Raw genomic sequence first — 21,801 nt, 5'->3', positions numbered from 1 at the left:
TCAATGAATTCTTCATCTTCTTCATCTTCATCTTCTTCATCTTCTTCTTCTTCTTCTCCTATCCCTTATACCTCTCCTCCACATTCCACTTGACCACATTACACAGAGACGGCGGCATGCTAATTCGCTAGGTGCTCACCATCGAGCTCTTCATACCATAAACTGCCCACACAAAAAGGCCAAAGCACGCTCAAGCGACTTTGACCTTTTATCATATAAATGTTTTGTTGTTTTCTCTTACAACACTTAAATCCTAATACCTTACTCAAATCTATTTTACATCTTTCGATACAATTACAATTATACCTTACTTTTTACGCGCCAACACTTGCACCTTGGCTCGCTTTAATCGCTTGCTCCAGATCATAAATGATATCCTGAACATTCTCCGTACCGATGGACAGACGGATCAATTCCGGATTAACGCCAGCTGCTGTTTGCTCTGCCTCCGTCAACTGGGCATGTGTTGTGCTTGCCGGATGAATGATCAATGACTTGGAGTCACCTACGTTAGCAAGGTGGGAGAACAATTTTACATTTTCGATTAATTTACGTCCTGCATCTACGCCGCCTTTAATGCCGAACGTCAGAATCGCACCTTGCCCTCTTGGCAGATATTTCTGTGCAAGTTCATAGGATGGGTGACTTGGCAGACCCGCATAGCTCACCCATAGAACATCCTCATGTTTCTCCAGATACTCTGCAACTGCCAGTGCATTGCTGCTATGACGTTCCACGCGAAGATGCAATGTCTCCAAACCTTGTACCAACAGCCAGGAGTTAAATGGTGAAATGGACGCTCCCAAGTCACGCAGCAACTGCACACGTGCTTTAATAATATAGGCAATCGGGCCAACAGCTTCCGTATATACAACCCCATTATAACTTGGGTCCGGTTCAGTCAATCCCGGGAATTTCCCACTTGCCTTCCAGTCGAATTTACCGCTGTCTACGATGACACCCCCGATGGATGTACCATGTCCACCAATGAACTTCGTCGCCGAGTGAACAACGATATCTGCTCCATGCTCAATTGGACGAAGCAAGTATGGGCTTGGGAACGTATTATCTACGATCAACGGAATCCCATGTTCATGGGCAATAGCTGCTACGGCTTCAATATCAAGTACGTTACCTTTTGGGTTACCAATCGTTTCAGCGTACAACGCTTTTGTTTTCTCCGTAATCGCCGCACGGAAGTTCTCCGGATCACTGGAATCTACAAATTTCACATCAAGGCCCAATTTCGGCAACGTTGTGGAGAAAAGGTTATACGTACCGCCATACAGACTTGCCGAAGACACGATCTCATCACCGGCGCCAGCAATGTTTAGCAAAGAGAACGTAATCGCTGCTTGACCCGAAGCCGTAGCCAATGCCCCTGCTCCGCCTTCCAGCGCCGCAATCCGTTGCTCAAATACATCCGTTGTCGGATTCATCAGACGTGTATAGATATTGCCAAACTCTTTCAAACCAAACAGATTAGCGGCATGCTCCGTATCACGGAATCCATATGATGTTGTCTGGTACAAAGGTACAGCTCTAGATTGGGTTGTTGGGTCAATCTCTTGACCTGCATGAATAGCTAATGTTTCAAATGAAAGCTCACGTTCGTTTGACATAATTCTGAATCCTCCCTTGATATATGCACTCTTGTGCATCCTGATCTCAATTCCTGACTTCTTGATGTCTCATCATGGCGACATATGTTTTCCATATTCTCTCACAAGATGTCGGTTTTGAAAAGAGTTATTTCCGATTTTTCCGATGAGAAATATGCATTTGTATAAAATTTAATCTCCTGTAGCAAAAAAACCTTTGCCGCAGCAAAGGTTTTTCAGTTCATTCATCTTCAGAGCTACTTCTAGCTCTGGTTTCAGCTTCATCATTTCTAGCTTAATTGTTCATCATCTAAATGAACTTACTGCTGAGCGAGTCTCTAACACTCATTCAACTCTTTAGTGACTACACCTTCACAGCGTTCCATACCTCACGCAGATGCTTCGCAGCAGGTACAGCCTCTTCTGCATTCACACCTTCCAGCGAGATATCAATGTGCGGTTTATACGTTTTAAGCAATTCGAAGAACAACGGATAGTCCAGAATACCCGCTCCAGGAACAGGGTTATACTTCTCTCCCTGTGCATTAAACGCTACATCCTTCGCATGAATGACGATGATCTTCTCATATAACTTCTCCATCACTTCGCGCAGAAACGCACCTTGATCTGCGGTATGGTGCTGCTTGATCAGATTACAAGGATCAAACAACATCCCCAGATTCGATGAAGGAATCTCTTCAAACAACCGAGTCATATGTTCATGGGTATGAAGTGTATGAGTCGCTACCGGTTCGATGGCAGCATGTACGCCCCATTTTTCGGCTTCCTCCGTGATTTCCTCCAGCGTGTCCTTCAGAACACTCCATGATTTTTCATCATATGTGTCTGGATGGGAATCCTTATACGTAGTTCGTTCTCCCGTTTCCGTTGCAACCATACTACAGCCAAAGTCCCGTGCATAACGCAGATGTTCCTTGAACCGGTTAATATCTGCACGACGGCTTATAGGATCGGGATCAATCGGGTTGATATAACATCCGAGAACWGCAATTTTAACCCCACGGCTGGCAAATTGTTCGCCGACCTCATTAGCAAATCCAGGACTTAATTTGCCATTCGCAGAATCCATATCTGATAAAGCTTTGGCAAGAGCCAACTGCACGGAGTTAAATCCGTTATCCGCAATGATTTGTGCCAGCTCAGCTGTAGGCCGTTTCCCAAACGTATGGGCTAGAATGCCAAGTTTCATCTCATTGCCTCCTTCTGCAAAACGGACTTCGAAAGAATAATTAACGCGCCATCCAACCGCCGTCTACATTCAGTACGTGACCATTCAAATAATCCGATGCAGCAGAAGCCAGGAACACAACTGGACCTTTCAAATCTTCTGGTGTTCCCCAGCGACCTGCTGGAATACGCGCTGTAATATCGCGGTAACGATTCTCGTCCGCACGAATTTGTGTTGTATTATCCGTTTCCATATAACCTGGAGCAATACCGTTAATCTGAATGCCTTTGCCAGCCCATTCATTGGCAAGTGCTTTCGTCAACCCGGCAACCCCGTGTTTACTTGCCGTATATCCCGGTACATTAATGCCGCCTTGATAAGAAAGCATCGATGCGATATTAATGATTTTGCCGCTTCCACGTTCAATCATATGTCTACCTGCCAACTGGCTCAGGAAAAATACGCTGTTCAGGTTCAGAGCAATAACGTCATGCCAGTCCTGATGTGCATGATCTGCTGCTGGAGTACGGCGAATAATACCTGCATTGTTGACGAGAATATCAATTCTGCCTTGGAACGCGAGTGCTTTTTCAAACACAGCTGACAGTTCCTCTTCCTTGCTTAGATCAGCCTCGATGATATATGCTTTACGTCCCAGTGCTTCAATAGCGCTTGCCGTCTCTGCCGGCTTGGAGTAAGATACGAGCACCACATCTGCGCCCGCTTCCGCGAGGCCAACTGCCATTCCTTGCCCAAGTCCTCCTGATGTACCTGTCACCATAGCAACTTGTCCGCTTAAATCAAATGGGTTCATGAACAATTCCTCCACATGTCTTTGATATGCAAACAACAACTATAACTATATTGTTCGTTATTTCATTCCGTTAAAAGTGCATGAAGTTAACTTTGGTAATCCACGTTGACACCGCTCTGCCTGTATAAAGCTGCTGTCTCTTCGTCCAAATTCCGGTCGCTGATAATATAATCCAGTTCAGAACACTGTGCGAAGGTACGGAGTGCAAATTGCCCGAATTTGTAATGATCCACCACGCCGAATACTTGCTGTGCGGCAGCGATCATCGCTTTTTTCAGTGGAACCAAATCCCCTGTATAGATCGACAATCCAAATTCGGGATGCAGCGCTGTTGTAGAAATGAAGGCTTTGTGAATGTTCAGACCGGAGATAAACGCCGCTGTATCTTCACCCACCAACATATTACGCACACGCGCTCCTCCAGGAACGACCAGTCGCACCTGCTCCTTTTTGGTTAGCTCTGCAATGATGTACAAGTCACTTGTGATCACCGTAAGCGGCTGGTTATCGAGCCGCTTGGCCATCTCTAACGTCGTGCTTCCACCATCCAGTGCTACAATATCACCAGGCTTAATGTAAGCGAGGGCTCGTTCGGCTATCTCGGTTTTCTCGGACTGGTGTTTCTCCAGTGCCCCGCGGCTGTTCAGAATTCCATATTGATCATTCTGAGCCAGCATCGCTCCGCCGTGTACACGAACAAGCAATCCCATACTTTCCAGCTTGTCGAGATCCTCTCGCACCGTTTTGCCTGTCACCTGCAACAGCTCGCTCAGATCACTAACCGTGACTTCCTGGCGCTCCAGCAGAGCCTCCATGATCTTTTCATGTCGTTTCAATGGATTCATCTAATCAACTTCCTATTTCTTTCTTATTTCAGATCCTTCATCGCTACGCCGTCCATGTCTTCGAACGTTTGGTTTTCTCCAGCCATTGCCCAACAGAAGGTGTAGTTGCTTGTGCCCACACCACTGTGAATGGACCAGCTTGGAGAAATGATCGCCTGACGATCACGTACAACGAGATGGCGTGTTTCCGTTGGCTCGCCCATCATATGGAATACAACTCCATCTTCAGGCAGGTTCCAGTACAGGTACACTTCGGAACGACGGTTGTGTGTATGTGCTGGCATCGTATTCCACATGTTACCTTTGTTCAGTTCAGTGATACCCATAACGAGCTGACAGCTCTTGATTCCGCCTTCACCTTGGTGAATGTAACGGTAGATGGTACGTTCGTTAGAAGTTTCGATGCTGCCGAGGTGGTTCGGCTGTGCTTGCTCTTGAGTTGCTTTTACCGTTGGATAGGTATGGTGAGCTGGTGTAGAAACAAAGTAGAACTGAGCTGCCTGCTCTGTGCCATTGCTTTTGAATACCACTTCCTTAACGCCTTTACCGATGTAGAGGCATTCTTTGGCTCCAATTTCATACACTTCTCCGTCCGCTGTTACTGTACCTTGTCCACCCACGTTGATGATACCGATTTCACGACGCTCCAGGAAAAAGTCCGTTCCGATATCTTTCAAGTTGACTTCAAGCGTGATGTCCTTGCTCTGTGTAACCGCAGTTCCGACGATGTAACGATCCACATGGGAGTACACAGTCACCAGTTCGTCTTTGGCAAACAATTGCTCCATAAGGAATTCCTCACGCAAACGTGCTGTATCATAGGTTTTAACTTCATTCGGGTGTGCTGCATAACGGTTTTCCATCTGTCATCCATTCCTTTCGTCTTGTGAATTTAGTTTAGAGTTGAACTCATCGATGCCTTGTGGCATTCAATAAAGTTCACTGATGTTTATTAAAGTTCATATAAGTTCATTTTAGTTCATTTAGTATCATTTGTGTACCCTTATTTTATGGATCATACAAACTATTGAATCGTGTCGGCTATTTTTAGTAAAGTCTCGTAATCATAAAGCGGTTCAAGATTATTGTTTTTTCCAGAAACCACAGTGTAGGTTAACCCCTCATGTCTCCAATAGATGGCACTTACCTCTCCATTTCCTTGATCCCAGGTTTGCGAACCGTTGGTTAACTTCTGCCCTTTCTTGCCTGTCGGAGGGGTATCCGCCTTGGAGTTGGTTATCAGCAAAATCACATTTGCATTTTCATCCTTCTTAACATAGGTTATCTCAACCGCATCGTATGTTCCATTCGTTTCTAAAAGGCGAGTGGATTGTTCCGTTACTTCGAACGGCATGACCGGTTGTTTGATTTTAAAAGGAACCTTGGCTTCCGCCTCCTGCAAAGAAACTTCAACCGCCGGAGGACTCAGCTCCACATCATCCGTCATCTGTTTACTCTCCGTTTTTTGCGAGCATGCAGATAGTACAACCAAAACCATACACAGCATACATAGACATAATATCTTCTCCGAAATCTTCATACCATCACCTCGTAAATGATCTCAACTCTAGCTCTTCAAGAGCACTTTCCCCTTAATATCGGATTCATAAGTTACAATTGCCTGTTGCACATTTGATAAATCAAACTTTGCTCCGATGTCTGCCATGATTAATCTCCCGGCTTTAACCAATTGCATCACGTAATGGAACACCTGTTCCCACTCCTCCTGCGAGCAGCGCTCCACCCAATGTTTAAGCCAGAAAAGTTTCACCTGTACTTGTGTTTCCCGGGTTACTTCATGCCATAACGGTGTGACACCCGAAAGCAGTCCCACACTTATAACCGTGCCATGTGGTCTAAGACAGCTCACTAGCTGCTCTCCATCTGTTCCTCCAATACAGTCTACAGCCGCATCAGCACCACGACCTTCTGTAATTTCCATGATTCTCTCTTGGAGTAACTCCTTCGTTGTATTCACGATGAACTCTGCACCAAGACGATGTAAATCAGCAGTATGACGATCACCCCTTGTAAGCGCAACCATTCGAAAACCAATAATTCTCGCTAATTGTGCAAAAATACGCCCGATTGCAGAGCCCCCGGCATTAACGATCAATGTATTACCATACGTAAGATGCAGTATGCGGGTACAGATCAACCAAGCGGTTATCGGGTTAATATAAATCTGACTAGCGGATGAATCAGAGATATCATCAGGCACGATGACAGCATATCGAGCTGCAGTCTTCACCATTTCCTGCCATGTATTCTCACCCTTCAATGGTAAGACGCGGCGTCCCAGCATGTGATGGGATACTCCACTCCCTATGGATTCTACCACTCCTACACCCTCAAAACCTGGAATAGCGGGCAGATAAGTACGATGTGGATATGCTCCTCGAATGGGAATGAGATCGGAAGGATTGATGGGCCTGAGCGACATTCTTACTCTTAATTCTCCCGGACCGGGCGATAGCACTTCTTTTTCCTCTAGACGCAATACTTCAGTCGGTTCACCAAAACGATAGTATCGTACAACCTTTGCTTTCATTCTAATCTCTCCTAAAACACCTGAATATTTCTCTCCCCACAACTGGGTCAATATCCCAAATATATACTATCGTAACATTAATACCCCTTCTATGTAACCACGTCATACTAGCTAGGCATTTCTTGAAACTTACGCAAGAGCATCTATTACCGCCTCTTGCCCTCTGCTGCGTTTAATTTGCCTTGACGTGCCCCGGCACGCCTGCAGAAATCTTCCTGGGTCGGAACAAAATCCAACAAAATTGGCTGCCCTCAGCATTTTCAAATACATCCTAATATAATTGTCCAAATCAGACTAACATCTAAAATTCCAAAAAAAAGAACCCTCCCGTCTGAAATCCAGACAAGAAGGTTCTCGTTAAAACATATTAATGTGCAACTGCGTTGTTCAGCATGATCCAGATCGAACCAATGACGATGGTCAACATCATCAGCAATCCGAAAATAAGGGCCATTACATTCCAGCGTGGTTTCTCTGTTTCACGGATATGCATGAAGAAGAAGAGTTGAACCACAAACTGAAGTGCTGCTGTACCAAGAATAACAACCATTGTTCCTGTTTTGCCCATCATGTCGTTCAGCACCACTACCAGAGGAATGATGGTCAGAACGATGGACAGAATGAAACCGACGACATAAGACTTCAATGAGCCATGTTGTTCATGTCCATGGGAATCATGTGCGTTGTGCCCTGCCATCTACATCACCCCCATCAGATAGACGATCGTAAGGAGGAAAATCCACACGACGTCCAAGAAGTGCCAGTACAAGCTGATTACATTGATTTTACCACGAGTTACATCGGTAATACCCCGTTTTTTCAGCTGGAACATCAGTCCGATCATCCAGATCAGACCGAGCGATACGTGAAGTCCGTGAGTACCTACGAGGGTAAAGAACGCGCCGGATGCTGCACTTGTTGTGTAGCTGAATCCTTCGTGAACCATCTCAACAAACTCATAAATTTCCAGTGCAAGGAAGCCTGCGCCCAGAACGGCTGTAACGATCAGCCAGTTAATCAATTGTTTCACTTTACCTTGGTTCATAGCCAGAACAGCAAGTCCGCTCGTGAATGAACTTGTGAGCAAGAGGAATGTTTCAGCAATGACACCAGGCATTTTGATCAAATCGGACAATATCGGTCCGCCCGCCGTATTGTCACGCAACACAATGAAGGTTGCGAACAATACGGAGAACAGGATTACGTCGGAAATCAGGAAGAACCAGAATCCGAGAATTTTCATTTCCTGTGGATCATGGTGGCCATGGTCATGACCGTGTGCATGATTCTCACCGTGCTTAGCGGCTGCTTGAGCCATCTATACCGACCCCCTTAACGACGCTTCGGTACGCTTGATCTCATCGACCGGAATGTAATAATCCGTATCGTAAGAGAAGGAACGCGCAATCATGCAGATACCCACGCCAGCGAGTCCGAGAATTGCCATCCACAGCCATCCAAAGACGAAGCCGAAACCAGCTACGAACCAGAAGACAGACATGATGAACGGAATTGAAGAATTCTTTGGCATATGAATTGGCTCATATACAGGCTCAGGCGGATGAATGCCTTTCGCACGACGTTCTTTCTCTTCCCACCACTCATCGACATCATCTCCGCGCGGTGTAACAGCGAAGTTGTACTCTGGAGCTGGTGAAGGAATGGACCACTCGAGCGTACGACCATCCCATGGATCGCCAGAAGCTTTGAGTGTTTTGTATTTGCGAATACCGTCTGCAATTTGTGCAACTTGGAACAGGAATCCGACACCCATCAGGAATGCCCCGATAGTCGATACGAAGTTCAGTTCCCACCAGCCAGTATCCCAGCCGTATGTGCTCAGACGACGTGTCATACCCATCAGACCGACAGCGTACTGCGGCATGAAGCAGACATAGAAACCAATATTCCAAGTCCAGAATGCCCATTTGCCCAGTTTCTCTTCGAGTTGGAAACCGAACATTTTTGGCCACCAGTAGTACAGACCTGCGAAGTATCCGAAGACAACGCCACCGATCAATACTTGGTGGAAGTGGGCAATCAAGAAGTAACTGTTGTGGAACTGGAAGTCAGCAGGAGCAACGGACAACAGAACGCCCGTCATACCACCGACGATAAAGCACGGGATAAAGGCAAGTGTCCACATCATCGGAGTGGCCATGCGTATCCTACCTTTATACATCGTAAACAGCCAGTTAAATATCTTAACCCCTGTTGGAATGGCAATCAACATCGTCGTAATCGCGAAAAATGCATTAACGTCCGCTCCAGAACCCATCGTGAAGAAGTGATGCGCCCATGTGAAGAAGGACAGGAAGCTGATGATCAGCATCGCGAATACCATCGATTTGTAACCAAATAGTTTTTTCTTCGAGAATGTACTTACAATCTCGGAGAACACACCAAATGCCGGCAAGACGACAATGTATACCTCAGGGTGACCCCACATCCAGATCAAGTTGATATACATCATTGGGTTGCCGCCCAGATCAAGTGTGAAGAAATGCGCCCCGGCAAACCTGTCGAGGAAGAGCAGTGCAAGTGTCACGGTCAAGATCGGGAATGCAAACAAGATAATGATACAAGTGGAGAATACCGACCATGTGAACATCGGCAGTTTCATCCATTTCATGCCTGGCGCACGCATTTTAATGATGGTAACCATAAAGTTGATACCGGTTGCCAGGGAACCGATACCCGATATCTGGATACCCCATATATAGAAGTTCTGTCCTACCCCCGGACTGTGCGACAGCTCCGATAGAGGCGGATAACTCAGCCATCCTGCATCCGGTGAACCACCGATAACGAAGGACAGATTGAACAGCATTGCGCCCAGGAAGAATAACCAGAAGCTCAGTGCGTTCAGGAACGGGAATGCCACGTCCCTCGCTCCGATCTGTAACGGCACAATGACGTTAAACAAACCGAACATAAATGGCATCGCCATGAACAGGATCATGATCGTACCATGTGTTGTAAAGACCTGATTATAGTGTTCTGGATGTAAGAAATCCATATTAGGCATAGCCAGCTGCAGACGCATCATCAATGCATCCACACCACCACGGAACAACATGATAATGGAAGCAATGATATACATAATACCGATCTTTTTGTGATCGACAGTAGTTAACCAGTTACGCCAGAGCCAGCCCCATTTTTTAAAATAAGTCAGCACCGCTACAATCGCAATCATCGTAATCCCGATCGCTACCATCGCACCGTAGATCAATGGATCACCAGTTACGAAGAATTCAGATGCAAACTCCTTTAATCTCTCTAACATTGGGGGCCTCCTTTCGAATCTTTAATTCGTACTTGTATTTAATTTCGGTACAGATAAGGATTTGTCTCCAGCAGCCGACTCGTTCGAGCTTGAGCCTTCGTGCTTGCTGTGAGCACTTTTACCGTCAACAACATATTTAGTCACGATTTTTTGGAACAGACCTTCAGGAAACGCAGAGTAGTAAGCAACGTTACTTGTTCCTGGCTTAGCCAGTGAATCATACGTATCTTGTGTCATTGGTTGGGATTGTTGCTTCACTTCATTCACCCATTTATCAAACTCTTCGTCCGAAGTTGCATTAACATCAAAACGCATCTCCCCAAAGTGTTCACCGGTGAAGTTCGCGCCTGAACCCCAGTATTTGCCCTCATGGTCAGCTTGCAAATACAAGGTCATTGCCATTCCTGACATCGTGTAAATTTGTCCACCCAATTGCGGAATCCAGAACGAGTTCATCGGTGAATCCGCGGTGAGCTCAAATTTCACAGGCCGGTCAGCAGGAATATTCAGTGTGTTAACTGTTGCAATGCCCTGCTCAGGATAAAGGAACAACCATTTCCAATCCAGTGAAGATACCTGAATCGTAATCGGCTCTTTCTCATGCGCGAGTGGTTTGGAAGGCTCCAAATCATAAGTGTAGCGCACAGTAACGATGGCCAATAGTCCAATGATAACAATCGGAATTGTCCACCAGATGACCTCCGCCTTTGTACTATGAGACCAGTTTGGCTTGTACTCATTTTTGTTTTCTGGCTTGTCGCGGTAACGCCAAACGATTACAGCGGACATAATCAACACAGGAACGATGACAATTGCACACAAGAGAGTTGAAATAATAATCAAATCTTTCTGTGCAGCGCCAATAGGCCCCTTCGGATCCAGAACAACATACTGCCCGCCTGCCAGCATTGGCCAGACAATCAATGCAATTGTAACCAACGTCAGGACAACCGGAATGATAATCCGGATAAGCGACCTAGGTTTCTTGTTCATTTTGATCCCCTCTCCTCAAATATTCGCTAATACTAAAAAATCAGTATACTACTCTCTTCCTACTAAAGATATCAGAAACGAGTGACTTTTTTGTTCATGTTAACAAATTTGTCGATTTTACACCCTAAATGTGTGAATTTTTTCTCACAAATCGCTTGATCGGTTGATATTTGTACATTGTAATCTTTACACTCCAGGTCACAAAATAAAACCCTTTGCAGTCCCGTTGAACGATTGTCAACGTATCCGCAAAGGGCTTTATTGACTGGATTTCCGAGGAATACTCCAGTCTTATTATGGACAATTTTACGCGAGATTATAATTAATCAGCGCCTTCATCTTCCTGACGTGTATGAACCAGACCGATGGCTTTGGCAATAACGTAGATAAATACGCTACCTACAAGAAAGCCAATACCAACCATTAAACCTAAATTGCGATCATTAAATTCATTTAAGTTGATCAGGCATAGTACAACTCCAGTAATGAGTGCTACCCATGCCAGAACCGTCATCGTCAAAACTGCACGATGCATATTTTTATCTTTACGCTCCAATTGGCTGACCATTGCTGTTTTAGATGCCATAGTAAACACTTCCTTTTCCCTTTTTGTAAGTGCTTTCCTAATACCAATATACCACATTAGTATGAATTTTAGTCAAGAAATGTTCAAATTTATTTCTCATTTTAGACACTTTATTTCTTTTAATTGTATTGACAAACACAAACCTCATTCGTTCTTACTTCTTATAACCCAAAAACTCGGTTTTCATAACAGAAATAAATGCCAAAGCTTATACAACGTTTATGAATTTCATTTTTCACCTGTGGCAAAAGAAAAAAGACGACCTGTCGGAAAAGTCCGACAGAGCCGCCTATATATAATAGAAAGAACTTGTTTTTGTTCAAACAACCAATTAGTTCCGAGTTTCTAGCCAATTGTTCCTGATCACGTTCTGATACCAGTAAAAGCTTTCCTTAGGCGTTCTCACAAGCGAGCGGAAATCAACGTGCACCAAACCAAAACGCATCCGGTAACCTTCAGCCCATTCATAATTATCCATTAGCGACCAAGCCATGTACCCTTTCAGGTTAATGCCATCATTGATAATGCGGTGGATTTGAGCCAAATGCTGTTCATAATAAGAAATGCGGCGATCATCGTTAATTTTGCCGTTTTCCAGATCGTCGTTAATACATGCACCATTCTCCGTGATATACACATCCACGTTACCGTACTTTTGCAAATAATGCATAAATTCATACAAACCGCGTGATTCCACCGGCCAGCCGATGTCCGTTTTAATCAAGCCCATGTTCATTTCTTCCGATTGAAGCACACCCGCTTCCGGATTAAAACGGTTAATGCCCATCGTATAATAGTTAATGCCCAAAAGGTCTATTGGCTCTGAAATAATTTCCATATCACCATCTTGAATCGGTACAGTCGCTCCCGCTTCTGCAAACCAGTCCACCAGAAACTGAGGATATGAGCCTTTATAGATGGGATCAAGGAACCAGTCCGTATTCAGTGCAATAGAACGGTCACATGCTGCCTGATCTTCAGGAGACTTGCTGTAAGGCTCTGCCCAGCATACATTGGGAGCGATACCGATCTGTCCGGTAATGCCCATACGACGGAAGGACTTCACAGCTTTGCCGTGTGCAACGAGTAGACCATGAGCCACGTTAATTGCCGTTTGCACATCTTTATTGCCTGGCGCATGAATGCCGAGCATGTTGGACAGGAACGCGATACACCATGGTTCATTGAAGGTCAACCAGAAGTTGATTTTGCCTGAAAATTCTTTAAAGATCACTTCCGCATATTTGACAAACGCATCCACCGTTCTGCGGTTTCCCCAGCCCCCATCATCCTCAAGTGTCTGCGGTAGATCCCAGTGGTATAGGGTGAGAAACGGTTCAATTCCTGCATCCAGCAGGGCATCTACAAAACGATGGTAGAAATCCAATCCTTCACGGTTGATCTCTCCATCCCCATCCGGAATAATGCGCGGCCACGCAATAGAGAAACGATATGTGTTGATGCCGAGCTTTTTCATCAGTGCAATATCTTCTTCATAGCGGTGGTAGCTGTCACAAGCAACGTCGCCATTGTCACCGTTAAATACTTTACCAGGCGTACGTGCAAATGTATCCCAGATGGATACTCCGCGTCCTCCCTCTTGCGCTGCACCTTCAATCTGATAGGATGYCGTTGCGGTTCCCCAGCGGAAATCTTGCGGGAATTGGAAAATGGTCATGGATATTTCCTCCGTCTCTGATGACACGCGGATTGTCTATCGCGCGGTCATTCTATAATGATAGTTCCTTCGGTGAGGCATGATTCCGTTTCGGATCATTGCTTAATATAGAAATAAGGCAATTAGCGAAACTGGTTTCCTAAAACGTTTTCGAAAAATAGAAAAAATAAAAATGTTTTACCCTGTTATTGCGGCTGACTCCTGTTAAAGCACGGAACTACTATACATCCATCCTTCTTTTTAGCTGGAAGTGCTTACAATAAGAGGATTATATTCGATTTCAAAAATGTCGTCAATGCTTCTACTCACAGTTCTATGCAAAAAGACCCTCACAGCGAGGGCCTTTTTCGGACTATTTTTAACTTGGATAACTTCAATGAAGAAGTTATTTTATTATTTCACATCTTTACCTGTCCAGAGAGATACACGATCTTTGATCCACTCTGTGTATTGTTTCTCCATCTCCACTGCACCAGCTTTGTCCAGTTCAGCCAGGAATGAATCATAGGTTGCATCAAAGTTTGCTGGTGAAGTCAGGACGGCTTCCGGAATACGTTTGCGAACGATATCCTGGGTTTTCTGGAATTTCACACTGTAATCTGTACCGGAAGGTACGGGCATATTATACGCTGCCCCCCACTCTTTCAGCTTCAGATCATCTTCAGCAGGATAGAAATCTTTCCATGTGTTAATGCCGTACGCTTTCAACGTTTCCTTCTCAGCTGCCGTGTATCCTGCCTGAATCTGCTCAGGGAAGTTGGTCGTAAAATAATTGTCCGTTGCATCCTTCACGCCATCACCGTATCTGGCACTGAAAATGTTATACATGCCAATACCCGTTTCTTTGGTGAATGCGGAGTTATCGTTTACTTTGCGATCCTGTATATCCTGTGGAACGACACGTTTGCCATCCTCTACTTTGTAATGCTCATTTTCAATGCCCCAGTTTCTCAGGACTTGACCTTCATCGGATGCGAGCCAATCCATGAACTTGATAATGCGAACAGGATCTTTGGCTGACGTTGTGATCCCGATGCCGTAACCGTCAAAACCGGTTGGCTGGAACGTGTGGTCTACGATGTCCTTGTTCAGAGACACAGAGAAGTGAGCATACGTGCTGTCATCTTTACCTGCAGATTTGAGAGCATTCTCGGCTTCACCATAGTTCCACTCCTGATCAATCAGACCCAGAACACGGCCGCTGGCAATTTTGGACTTGTATTGGTCATCTTTTTGCACAAATGTATCTTTGTCCAGAAGACCTTCGTTGTACATTTTGTTCAACCAGCGGAAGTACTCTTTCTCCTCTGGACGTTTGTAGTGCAGTTTTGCTTCATATGTCTCCGGATCAATATAATACTCCCCATCGTCTGGTGCCCCTGTTGCTTGGAAGGCCGGATTCGTGACCGTGATCATGATTTTCCAATCATCAGCATTCAGCGTAAGTGGAATCGTTGGCTGGCCGTCGATGGTAGGATGTTTTTCATAATACGCACGGAGTACGTTTTCGTAGTCCTCCAGTGTTTTCACTTCCGGGTAACCCAGTTCTTTCAGTACCTTTTGCTGGATTTCAAATCCGCCCGTAGCATCAAAGACAACGTTGTCTACCCCCATGTTGGTCGGGATCGTATAAATCGCCTGATCTTCGGTGCTGTATTTCAGACGATTCATCTGGTCACCATAGATTTTTTTCAGGTTAGGAGCATGCTCCTCGATTAGATCGGTGAGGTCAATCATTGCACCTGCATCCACCAGCTTCGACAAGTTTCCTTTTGGGAAAATCATGTCTGGATAGTCACCGCTGGCCGCCATCAGTGCAACCTTTTGATCACCGCCATTGTTAACATCATACTCAGCCTCAATTGTAACGCCGGTTTGCTTTGTGATTTCTTTACCAACGGCATCCTGCATGTTGTTCCAGGTTGGACTTGGGTCCGCACCAAAGAACGAGATCGTAATCGGGTCAGTACCACTGGATTCGGTAGTCTCTTTGCTACCGGAGTTACCGCATCCAGCCGTAACCAACATTGCACTAGCCAACATTAACATCGCAAACGTCTTAGGTGTCTTAGCTGTCATTCTGACTTTCATTTTGCCTCTCATTTGTCTATCTCCCCTATTTATGAAGGTTTTATCTGTATAACAGGCTTGGGGCCTGTGAATACCACGTCTTATATAAGCGAAGCTTATTCATGAATTTTGATCAGAACATATGCTTCAATCGATATATTGTACTGAAACTTATTTCACATCTTTACCTGTCCAGAGCGATACGCGATCTTTGATCCAGACGGTATATTGTTTTTCCATTTCCACTGCGCCTGCTTTATCCAGTTCAGCCAGTAGTCCATCATACAGACTGTCAAATTGATCCGGTTTCGCCAAAATTGCTTCCGGTATGCGTTTGCGGATAATATCCTGTGTTTTTTGGAAAGTTACATTGTATTCGGTATCGGAAGGCACCGGCATGTTATATGCAGCCCCCCAATCCTTCAGTTTCAATTTTTCCTCAGATGGGAAGAAATCTTTCCATGTCGTAATGCCATACGCTTTCAACGTTTCTTTCTCTGCTGCTGTATATCCAGCCTGAATCTGTTCAGGGAAGTTCGTTGTATAGTAGTTATCTGTAGAATCTTTCATACCATCACCATATCTGGCGCTAAAGATGTTATACATTCCTACTCCAGACTCTTTGGTGAATGCAGAGTTGTCGTTGATTTTGCGTTCTTGGACATCATCTGGTACGATGCGTTTTCCATTCTCTACTTTGTAATGCTGGTTCTCAACGCCCCAGTACCGAAGCACTTGACCTTCATCGGAGGCAAGCCAATCCATAAATTTGATGATCCGAACCGGATCTTTAGCAGATTTTGTAATCCCGATGCCGTAACCGTCAAAACCTGTTGGCTGAAACGTGTGATCTACGATGTCTTTGTTCAGGGAAACGGAGAAGTGAGCATATGTGCTCTCGCCGTTGTTTTTGGATTTGAGCGCATTCTCAGCTTCGCCATAGTTCCACTCTTGGTCGATCAGACCCAGAACGCGGCCACTGGCGATTTTAGACTTATACTGGTCATCCTTCTGAACAAACGTATCTTTGTCTAAGAGCCCTTCGTTGTACATTTTGTTGAGCCAGCGGAAATATTCTTTCTCCTCCGGACGTTTGTAGTGCAGTTTTGCTTCATAAGTCTCCGGATCAATATAATACTCCCCATCGTCTGGTGCTCCTGTTGCTTGGAAGGCCGGGTTTGTAACCGTAATCATAATCTTCCAGTCATCCGCATTCAGCGTCAGCGGAATCGTAGGCTGTCCATCAATGGTTGGATGTTTTTCATAGTAAGTTCGCAGCACGTTCTCATAATCTTCAAGTGTTTTCACTTCAGGGTATCCCAGCTCTTTCAACACTTTCTGTTGGATCTCGAATCCGCCAGTGGCGTCGAATGCTACGTTACCTACACCCATGTTGGTTGGGATCGTATAGATGGCCTGATCTTCCGTACTGTATTTCAAACGGTTCATCTGGTCGCCATAAATTTTCTTCAAGTTGGGAGCATGCTCCTCGATCAGATCGGTCAGATCAAGCATTGCACCTGCATCCACCAGCTTCGACAGGTTTCCTTTAGGATAGATAATATCAGGGTAATCACCACTCGCAGCCATGAGAGGAATCTTCTGGTCGCCGCCGTTATTCACATCAAACTCAGCTTCAAGCGTAACACCCGTTGCCTTCGTGATCTCTTGCCCAACGGCATCCTTCATGTTGTTCCAGTTTGGACTCGCATCTGCTCCAAAGAATGTAAAGGTGACTGGCGTTGTTGTATCCCCCGTGTCCACCGGTTTTTCTTCAGCTGATTTCCCTCCGCTGCTGCATCCTGCTGTAACAGCGAGAGCGCTGGCTAACAAAAGCATTGCAAATGTTTTTGGTGTTCTGCCCTTCATGTATAATCCCCCTTTTGGATAAAATGAAGCTGTGTATTTGTACAACAGGGCTCGCCTGCTCATACCATATTCGGGTGAATCCAATCTTCTTCTCAGATCCAATAACATTAAAAGCGCTTACTTAATTTCCAGTAAATAAGGGATATAAATCTGACCCAACCGTACTTTTGCTTACTCTCAAGTTGATTCAGTTTCTTTCATGCCAGTGAGTTGTTCAATCGTGTACAAGTAATTGTAAGTGCTTTCACAGTTGAATCATAAATCTTTAAAAAACCCTTGTCAATAGCTAATTATAAAAATCTAAAACGGTTTAGCTAAAACGTTTTCGTTATAATTAAAACCCGATAGTACGGGTTTGTTTTTATTTTTGAAGTGGACAAGTTTGTACTAATCCAACACTAATCAACGTTCCACAAACGAACGCGTTTTTGAATTAAAACGGTATATTGTTTTTCCATTTTTTCTGCTCCCGCCTGATTGAGTTCAGCAATCATGCCATCATACATGGCATCAAACTTATCGGCTGAACTTAAGACAGCTTCGGGAATCCGTTTGCGAATAATATCCTGTGTTTTCTGGAAAATGACATTGTAGTCGGAGTCCCCTGGTGTGGGCATGTTATATGCAGCTCCCCAAGGTTTCACCGGGAATTCATCTTCACTCGGAAACAGATCCTTCCATGTTAAAGCCCCATATGCTTTAAGGGTCTCCTTCTCGGCTTGGGTATAGGAAGCTTCAATCTGTTCAGGGAAATTGGTTGTGTAATAATTATCGGTGGAGTCTTTCACACCATCTCCATAACGCCCGGACATATTTTTATATAGTCCGATGCCAGACTCTTTTTGGAACGCGGAAGCATGGTTCGTTTTCTGATCCTGAACCGCTACGGGAATCACACGCTTGCCATCCTTGATCTCGTAGTGCTTACCTTCAATGCCCCGGTTCATCAGAATCTGACCTTCTTCGGAGGCCAAATAATCAAAGAACTGGATGGTACGCACCGGATCAGGGTTTGAAGTCGTTATCCCTACCCCCCAGCCGGATACAAATCCGGTATCCTGGAAAGAATGATCTTTCAAGTCTTCGGACAATGTCACCGGGAAATGGGAGTAGGTTGCCTCCGCTTTGCCCGCCGATTTCAATGCGTCCTCAGCGTCGGCATATCCCCAATCCTGATCAATGAGACCCAGTACGCGTCCACTCGCAATCTTGGATTTATACTGATCTGATTTTTGTACAAAGCTTTCCTGATCCAGCAAACCTTCGTTATACATATGGTTCAACCAGCGGAAGTACTCCTTTTCCTCTGGGCGCTTATAATGTAGCTTCGCTTCATAGGTAACCGGATCAATGAAGTATTCGCCGTCATCCGGCGCGCCTGTCGCCAGAAACGCAGGATTCGTAACGGTGATCATGATTCTCCAGTTGTCAGCATCCAACGTTAACGGAATGGTCGGCTGACCATCCGTCATGGGGTGTTTCTCGCTGTAAGCTCGCAATATATTTTCATAATCCTGAAGTGTATGAACCTTGGGATATCCCAGCTCTTTGAGCACACGATGCTGAATACCGAATCCCCCGCCGGCATCAAAATACTTCTGGTCCACCGCATAATACGTTGGCAATACATAAATAGACTGATCCTCGTTGCTGTATTTCAACCGATTCATGGAATTACCATATAGCTTCTTCAGGTTGGGAGCGTGTTGTTCAATAAGGTCTGTCAGGTCGAGCATCGCTCCAGCATCAACCAGCTTGCTGAGTTCCCCCTTGGGAGAAACGATATCTGGATAGTCTCGACTTGCTGCCATGAGGGATATTCTGTCCTGCCCCCCACTAACGGCAAATTCACCGTTAAGGGTGATGCCTGTTTGGGCTGTAAGGACCTTACCAACCTCATCCTTCATGCCATTCCAGTTCGGACTCGGATCAACACTGAAAAAATCAAATGTAAGTGAAGATGGTGCATCCCTTGCCCCGCCTGTATCCGCAAGCGACATTTTACCGCCAACACCTCCATCACAAGCTGTAAGCAAAAGCAAAGCCATAACCGGCGCCAGTGTGACCTTCCATTTGAAACTGGACATAATGGTAATCCTCCCTATTTCATACGTCTGTCTTATACGGAACGATCTGTTCCTCTCTATAGCTTCATGAATGTCCTCTGCGGCCACGGCCAACAATCCTATTTGTGACCGTGTGGCAGCAGTGGGGATATCCTGAGCTTATCTATATAAGCACTTTATTATAGGTTTACAATCCATTATTAAACCAGTCTTTACATCTGGATATAGGTCTATGCTTTTACCGCGCCAAGCGTCATCCCGCCAACAAAGTACTTTTGCAGGAACGGATACACAATCAGAATCGGAACCGTGACTACAATTGTAATTGCCATTTTGATCGATTCTGGAGAGATTTGTGTCATTTGCTGTGCCATATCATTGGCATTCCGTCCGGCTCCCGAACCTTGTTGTGTACTTTGCAGCACTTTCATCAACTCATATTGCAACGTCGTCAGATGTGCTTTAGAGCCGTTATAAAGGTACGTATCAAACCACGCATTCCACTGACCCACTGCCAGAAACAAAGCAATGGTTGCCAGTACCGGCTTGCAGAGAGGCAAAATGATGCGGTAATAGATTTTGAAATCATTGGCACCATCTAGCTTGGCTGATTCCTGCAAGGCATAAGGCAAACCGTCAATGAATGAACGGATGATAAATACGTTCCAGGCACTGATCATACCAGGCAATACGTATACCCAGAATGTACCGATCAGGTTCAGGTCACGCATCAGGATGTATACCGGAATCAGACCACCCGAGAAATACATCGTCAGCGCCAGTGTTGTAGATACAAATTTCCGAAGACCGAAGTCAGGTCTACTTAGCGTAAAGGCAATCATGGATGAACTGATCAGTCCAAGCAGTGTACCTACAAGGGTACGCATAATGGAGATTTTCAAACCTTGGAGCAAACCTTCATACTGAAAGATCGTCTGATAGTTCTGTAATGTAAATTCACGAGGCCATAAGTAAATTCCGCCGCGTACCGTATCCGCTGAGTTATTGAGCGAGATCGCCAGTACGTTAAGGAACGGATAAAGCGTTACAATCAGCACCATGGTCATCGCGAGGATATTGAATATATCGAACACTTTATCGCCCCGTGTGGCATTGAATGTTTTGTTCGCCATAATGTCTCCCCCTCCCTACATGATGCTTTCTTTGGTGAATTTTTTGAACAAACCGTTGGCCGTAAACAGAAGGATGATACTGACAACAGAGTTGAATATACCTATCGCTGTACCATACGAGAATCGACCCATATTCAAACCGTAATTGAGTGCGTAGAGATCAAGGACTTCCGAGTAATCCAGGACCAGACTGTTCTGTAGCAAAAATTGTTTCTCAAAACCGATGCTGATCAGATGTCCGATGGACATGATGAACAATACGGAAATCGTTGTGCGAATACCTGGCAGCGTAATATGCCACATCTGTCTGAAGCGGTTTGCACCATCTACTCGGGATGCTTCATACAGCTCCTGGTCGATACCTGTGATTGCCGCCAGATAGATGATCGCATTCCAGCCCGTTTCCTTCCACATATCTGAAGCGGTTACAATGTACCAGAACAGATTACCCTTGGCCATAAATTGAATCGGCTGATCAATAATGTTGAGACCGATGAGCAGGTCATTGATTATCCCGCCGTCCGTGGACAGCATCTTGGTAATAATCCCTGCAACAACGACCCAGGATACAAAGTGAGGCAGGTACGATACAGTCTGTACAGCCCGTTTGAAGAACATGCCTTTCATTTCGTTCAGGAGGATCGCGAAGAAAATAGGCACGATAAAACCAACAACTAGTCCCATCATGCTCATCGCAAGTGTATTCCGAAGCACTAGGTAGAACCGGTCATCACTGAACAATTCTACAAAGTGTTTAAAACCAACCCAATCCTGTTCACCGAACGATCTGGCAGGTTTATAGTTTTGAAAAGCCATCGTCCATCCCCATAGCGGAAGATAGTTAAATACGAAAACCCAAGCGACGAATGGCAATGACATAAGATAAAGATACTTCTGCTGCTTCATTCTGTCCCAAACTCCGTTGCGCCTTGGTTTCAAAGGCGGTTTGGGGTCACTGCCTCTTTTTGCGGAAGCGGATTTCTTTGTTAGCGTTTCCATCTCCGTTCCCCCTCCTCTGTTTTTATAAAATAATCATAATCGATAGAGCGTTTTCAAAATACCATCTGGATTTTAGAGAAAATCATATAAAAATTAGATATTCCCCTCTAAAATGAGA

Annotated in this window: 18 protein-coding genes; all 18 read right to left on the bottom strand. The window is 45.1% G+C overall.

All coding sequences use genetic code 11. The features are described from left to right. Positions 1 to 314: 314 nt before the first annotated feature. Positions 315 to 1,622 carry a homocysteine synthase gene (locus AB4Z30_RS21320; RefSeq protein WP_441929469.1) on the bottom strand — a complete coding sequence of 436 codons (1,308 nt, stop codon included), beginning with the start codon at positions 1,620 to 1,622 and terminating at the stop codon, positions 315 to 317. Between the two features lie 343 nt (positions 1,623 to 1,965). Further along, a complete protein-coding gene (locus AB4Z30_RS21315; protein WP_441929468.1) occupies positions 1,966 to 2,811 on the bottom strand; it encodes a sugar phosphate isomerase/epimerase family protein in 846 nt (281 codons plus the stop codon). 40 nt (positions 2,812 to 2,851) lie between these two features. Beyond that, entirely contained in the window at positions 2,852 to 3,604 is a 753-nt protein-coding gene (gene kduD / locus AB4Z30_RS21310; RefSeq protein WP_090924445.1) for a 2-dehydro-3-deoxy-D-gluconate 5-dehydrogenase KduD, read from the bottom strand. A gap of 86 nt (positions 3,605 to 3,690) precedes the next feature. After that, on the bottom strand, positions 3,691 to 4,449 hold the full coding sequence (locus AB4Z30_RS21305) for a DeoR/GlpR family DNA-binding transcription regulator (RefSeq protein WP_441929467.1): 759 nt from the start codon (positions 4,447 to 4,449) through the stop codon (positions 3,691 to 3,693). A gap of 23 nt (positions 4,450 to 4,472) precedes the next feature. Continuing rightward, a complete protein-coding gene (gene kduI / locus AB4Z30_RS21300; protein WP_090924443.1) occupies positions 4,473 to 5,312 on the bottom strand; it encodes a 5-dehydro-4-deoxy-D-glucuronate isomerase in 840 nt (279 codons plus the stop codon). Positions 5,313 to 5,473: 161 nt separating this feature from the next. Beyond that, entirely contained in the window at positions 5,474 to 5,896 is a 423-nt protein-coding gene (locus AB4Z30_RS21295; RefSeq protein ID WP_441929466.1) for a hypothetical protein, read from the bottom strand. Positions 5,897 to 6,016: 120 nt separating this feature from the next. Next, on the bottom strand, positions 6,017 to 7,000 hold the full coding sequence (locus AB4Z30_RS21290) for a zinc-dependent alcohol dehydrogenase family protein (protein WP_441929465.1): 984 nt from the start codon (positions 6,998 to 7,000) through the stop codon (positions 6,017 to 6,019). 367 nt (positions 7,001 to 7,367) lie between these two features. Continuing rightward, positions 7,368 to 7,697: a cytochrome o ubiquinol oxidase subunit IV gene (gene cyoD / locus AB4Z30_RS21285; protein WP_441929464.1), complete on the bottom strand. Its 330-nt coding sequence runs from the start codon at positions 7,695 to 7,697 to the stop codon at positions 7,368 to 7,370. Beyond that, positions 7,698 to 8,318 carry a cytochrome o ubiquinol oxidase subunit III gene (gene cyoC, locus AB4Z30_RS21280; RefSeq protein ID WP_441929463.1) on the bottom strand — a complete coding sequence of 207 codons (621 nt, stop codon included), beginning with the start codon at positions 8,316 to 8,318 and terminating at the stop codon, positions 7,698 to 7,700. Further along, positions 8,319 to 10,289, bottom strand: coding sequence for a cbb3-type cytochrome c oxidase subunit I (locus AB4Z30_RS21275; protein WP_441929462.1), 1,971 nt, complete (start codon positions 10,287 to 10,289; stop codon positions 8,319 to 8,321). A 21-nt stretch (positions 10,290 to 10,310) separates the two neighbouring features. Beyond that, positions 10,311 to 11,282 (bottom strand): ubiquinol oxidase subunit II, encoded by a 972-nt coding sequence (gene cyoA / locus AB4Z30_RS21270; protein WP_441929461.1) that lies wholly within the window; start codon positions 11,280 to 11,282, stop codon positions 10,311 to 10,313. Between the two features lie 322 nt (positions 11,283 to 11,604). Further along, positions 11,605 to 11,868: a hypothetical protein gene (locus AB4Z30_RS21265; protein WP_441929460.1), complete on the bottom strand. Its 264-nt coding sequence runs from the start codon at positions 11,866 to 11,868 to the stop codon at positions 11,605 to 11,607. A 331-nt stretch (positions 11,869 to 12,199) separates the two neighbouring features. Next, complete coding sequence (locus AB4Z30_RS21260) at positions 12,200 to 13,546, bottom strand: GH1 family beta-glucosidase (RefSeq protein WP_441929459.1); 1,347 nt, start codon at positions 13,544 to 13,546, stop codon at positions 12,200 to 12,202. A gap of 393 nt (positions 13,547 to 13,939) precedes the next feature. Further along, on the bottom strand, positions 13,940 to 15,625 hold the full coding sequence (locus AB4Z30_RS21255) for an ABC transporter substrate-binding protein (RefSeq protein ID WP_441929545.1): 1,686 nt from the start codon (positions 15,623 to 15,625) through the stop codon (positions 13,940 to 13,942). A gap of 162 nt (positions 15,626 to 15,787) precedes the next feature. Further along, positions 15,788 to 17,485: an ABC transporter substrate-binding protein gene (locus AB4Z30_RS21250; protein ID WP_441929458.1), complete on the bottom strand. Its 1,698-nt coding sequence runs from the start codon at positions 17,483 to 17,485 to the stop codon at positions 15,788 to 15,790. Between the two features lie 398 nt (positions 17,486 to 17,883). After that, positions 17,884 to 19,572 carry an ABC transporter substrate-binding protein gene (locus AB4Z30_RS21245; protein ID WP_441929457.1) on the bottom strand — a complete coding sequence of 563 codons (1,689 nt, stop codon included), beginning with the start codon at positions 19,570 to 19,572 and terminating at the stop codon, positions 17,884 to 17,886. A 209-nt stretch (positions 19,573 to 19,781) separates the two neighbouring features. Beyond that, positions 19,782 to 20,684 (bottom strand): carbohydrate ABC transporter permease, encoded by a 903-nt coding sequence (locus AB4Z30_RS21240; RefSeq protein WP_090924952.1) that lies wholly within the window; start codon positions 20,682 to 20,684, stop codon positions 19,782 to 19,784. Between the two features lie 15 nt (positions 20,685 to 20,699). Further along, the gene (locus AB4Z30_RS21235; RefSeq protein ID WP_441929456.1) at positions 20,700 to 21,683 is read right to left on the bottom strand and encodes an ABC transporter permease; all 984 of its coding nucleotides are present in this window, start codon (positions 21,681 to 21,683) and stop codon (positions 20,700 to 20,702) included. Between the last annotated feature and the right edge of the window lie 118 nt (positions 21,684 to 21,801).

Origin of the sequence: Paenibacillus sp. 2TAF8 (genome assembly GCF_052114825.1) — a bacterium.
In the GTDB taxonomy this organism is placed as follows: domain Bacteria; phylum Bacillota; class Bacilli; order Paenibacillales; family Paenibacillaceae; genus Paenibacillus.
This window is presented reverse-complemented; position numbering and strand designations above follow the sequence as displayed.

What these genes read in the sequence shown, in the direction of transcription:
- AB4Z30_RS21320 (WP_441929469.1), bottom strand. Translation starts at nt 1,622, where the DNA reads ATGTCAAACGAACGTGAGCTTTCATTTGAAACATTAGCTATTCATGCA.
- kduD (WP_090924445.1), bottom strand. Translation starts at nt 3,604, where the DNA reads ATGAACCCATTTGATTTAAGCGGACAAGTTGCTATGGTGACAGGTACA.
- AB4Z30_RS21305 (WP_441929467.1), bottom strand. Translation starts at nt 4,449, where the DNA reads ATGAATCCATTGAAACGACATGAAAAGATCATGGAGGCTCTGCTGGAG.
- kduI (WP_090924443.1), bottom strand. Translation starts at nt 5,312, where the DNA reads ATGGAAAACCGTTATGCAGCACACCCGAATGAAGTTAAAACCTATGAT.
- AB4Z30_RS21295 (WP_441929466.1), bottom strand. Translation starts at nt 5,896, where the DNA reads ATGACGGATGATGTGGAGCTGAGTCCTCCGGCGGTTGAAGTTTCTTTG.
- AB4Z30_RS21290 (WP_441929465.1), bottom strand. Translation starts at nt 7,000, where the DNA reads ATGAAAGCAAAGGTTGTACGATACTATCGTTTTGGTGAACCGACTGAA.
- cyoD (WP_441929464.1), bottom strand. Translation starts at nt 7,697, where the DNA reads ATGGCAGGGCACAACGCACATGATTCCCATGGACATGAACAACATGGC.
- cyoC (WP_441929463.1), bottom strand. Translation starts at nt 8,318, where the DNA reads ATGGCTCAAGCAGCCGCTAAGCACGGTGAGAATCATGCACACGGTCAT.
- AB4Z30_RS21275 (WP_441929462.1), bottom strand. Translation starts at nt 10,289, where the DNA reads ATGTTAGAGAGATTAAAGGAGTTTGCATCTGAATTCTTCGTAACTGGT.
- cyoA (WP_441929461.1), bottom strand. Translation starts at nt 11,282, where the DNA reads ATGAACAAGAAACCTAGGTCGCTTATCCGGATTATCATTCCGGTTGTC.
- AB4Z30_RS21265 (WP_441929460.1), bottom strand. Translation starts at nt 11,868, where the DNA reads ATGGCATCTAAAACAGCAATGGTCAGCCAATTGGAGCGTAAAGATAAA.
- AB4Z30_RS21255 (WP_441929545.1), bottom strand. Translation starts at nt 15,625, where the DNA reads ATGACAGCTAAGACACCTAAGACGTTTGCGATGTTAATGTTGGCTAGT.
- AB4Z30_RS21250 (WP_441929458.1), bottom strand. Translation starts at nt 17,485, where the DNA reads ATGAAGGGCAGAACACCAAAAACATTTGCAATGCTTTTGTTAGCCAGC.
- AB4Z30_RS21245 (WP_441929457.1), bottom strand. Translation starts at nt 19,572, where the DNA reads ATGTCCAGTTTCAAATGGAAGGTCACACTGGCGCCGGTTATGGCTTTG.
- AB4Z30_RS21240 (WP_090924952.1), bottom strand. Translation starts at nt 20,684, where the DNA reads ATGGCGAACAAAACATTCAATGCCACACGGGGCGATAAAGTGTTCGAT.
- AB4Z30_RS21235 (WP_441929456.1), bottom strand. Translation starts at nt 21,683, where the DNA reads ATGGAAACGCTAACAAAGAAATCCGCTTCCGCAAAAAGAGGCAGTGAC.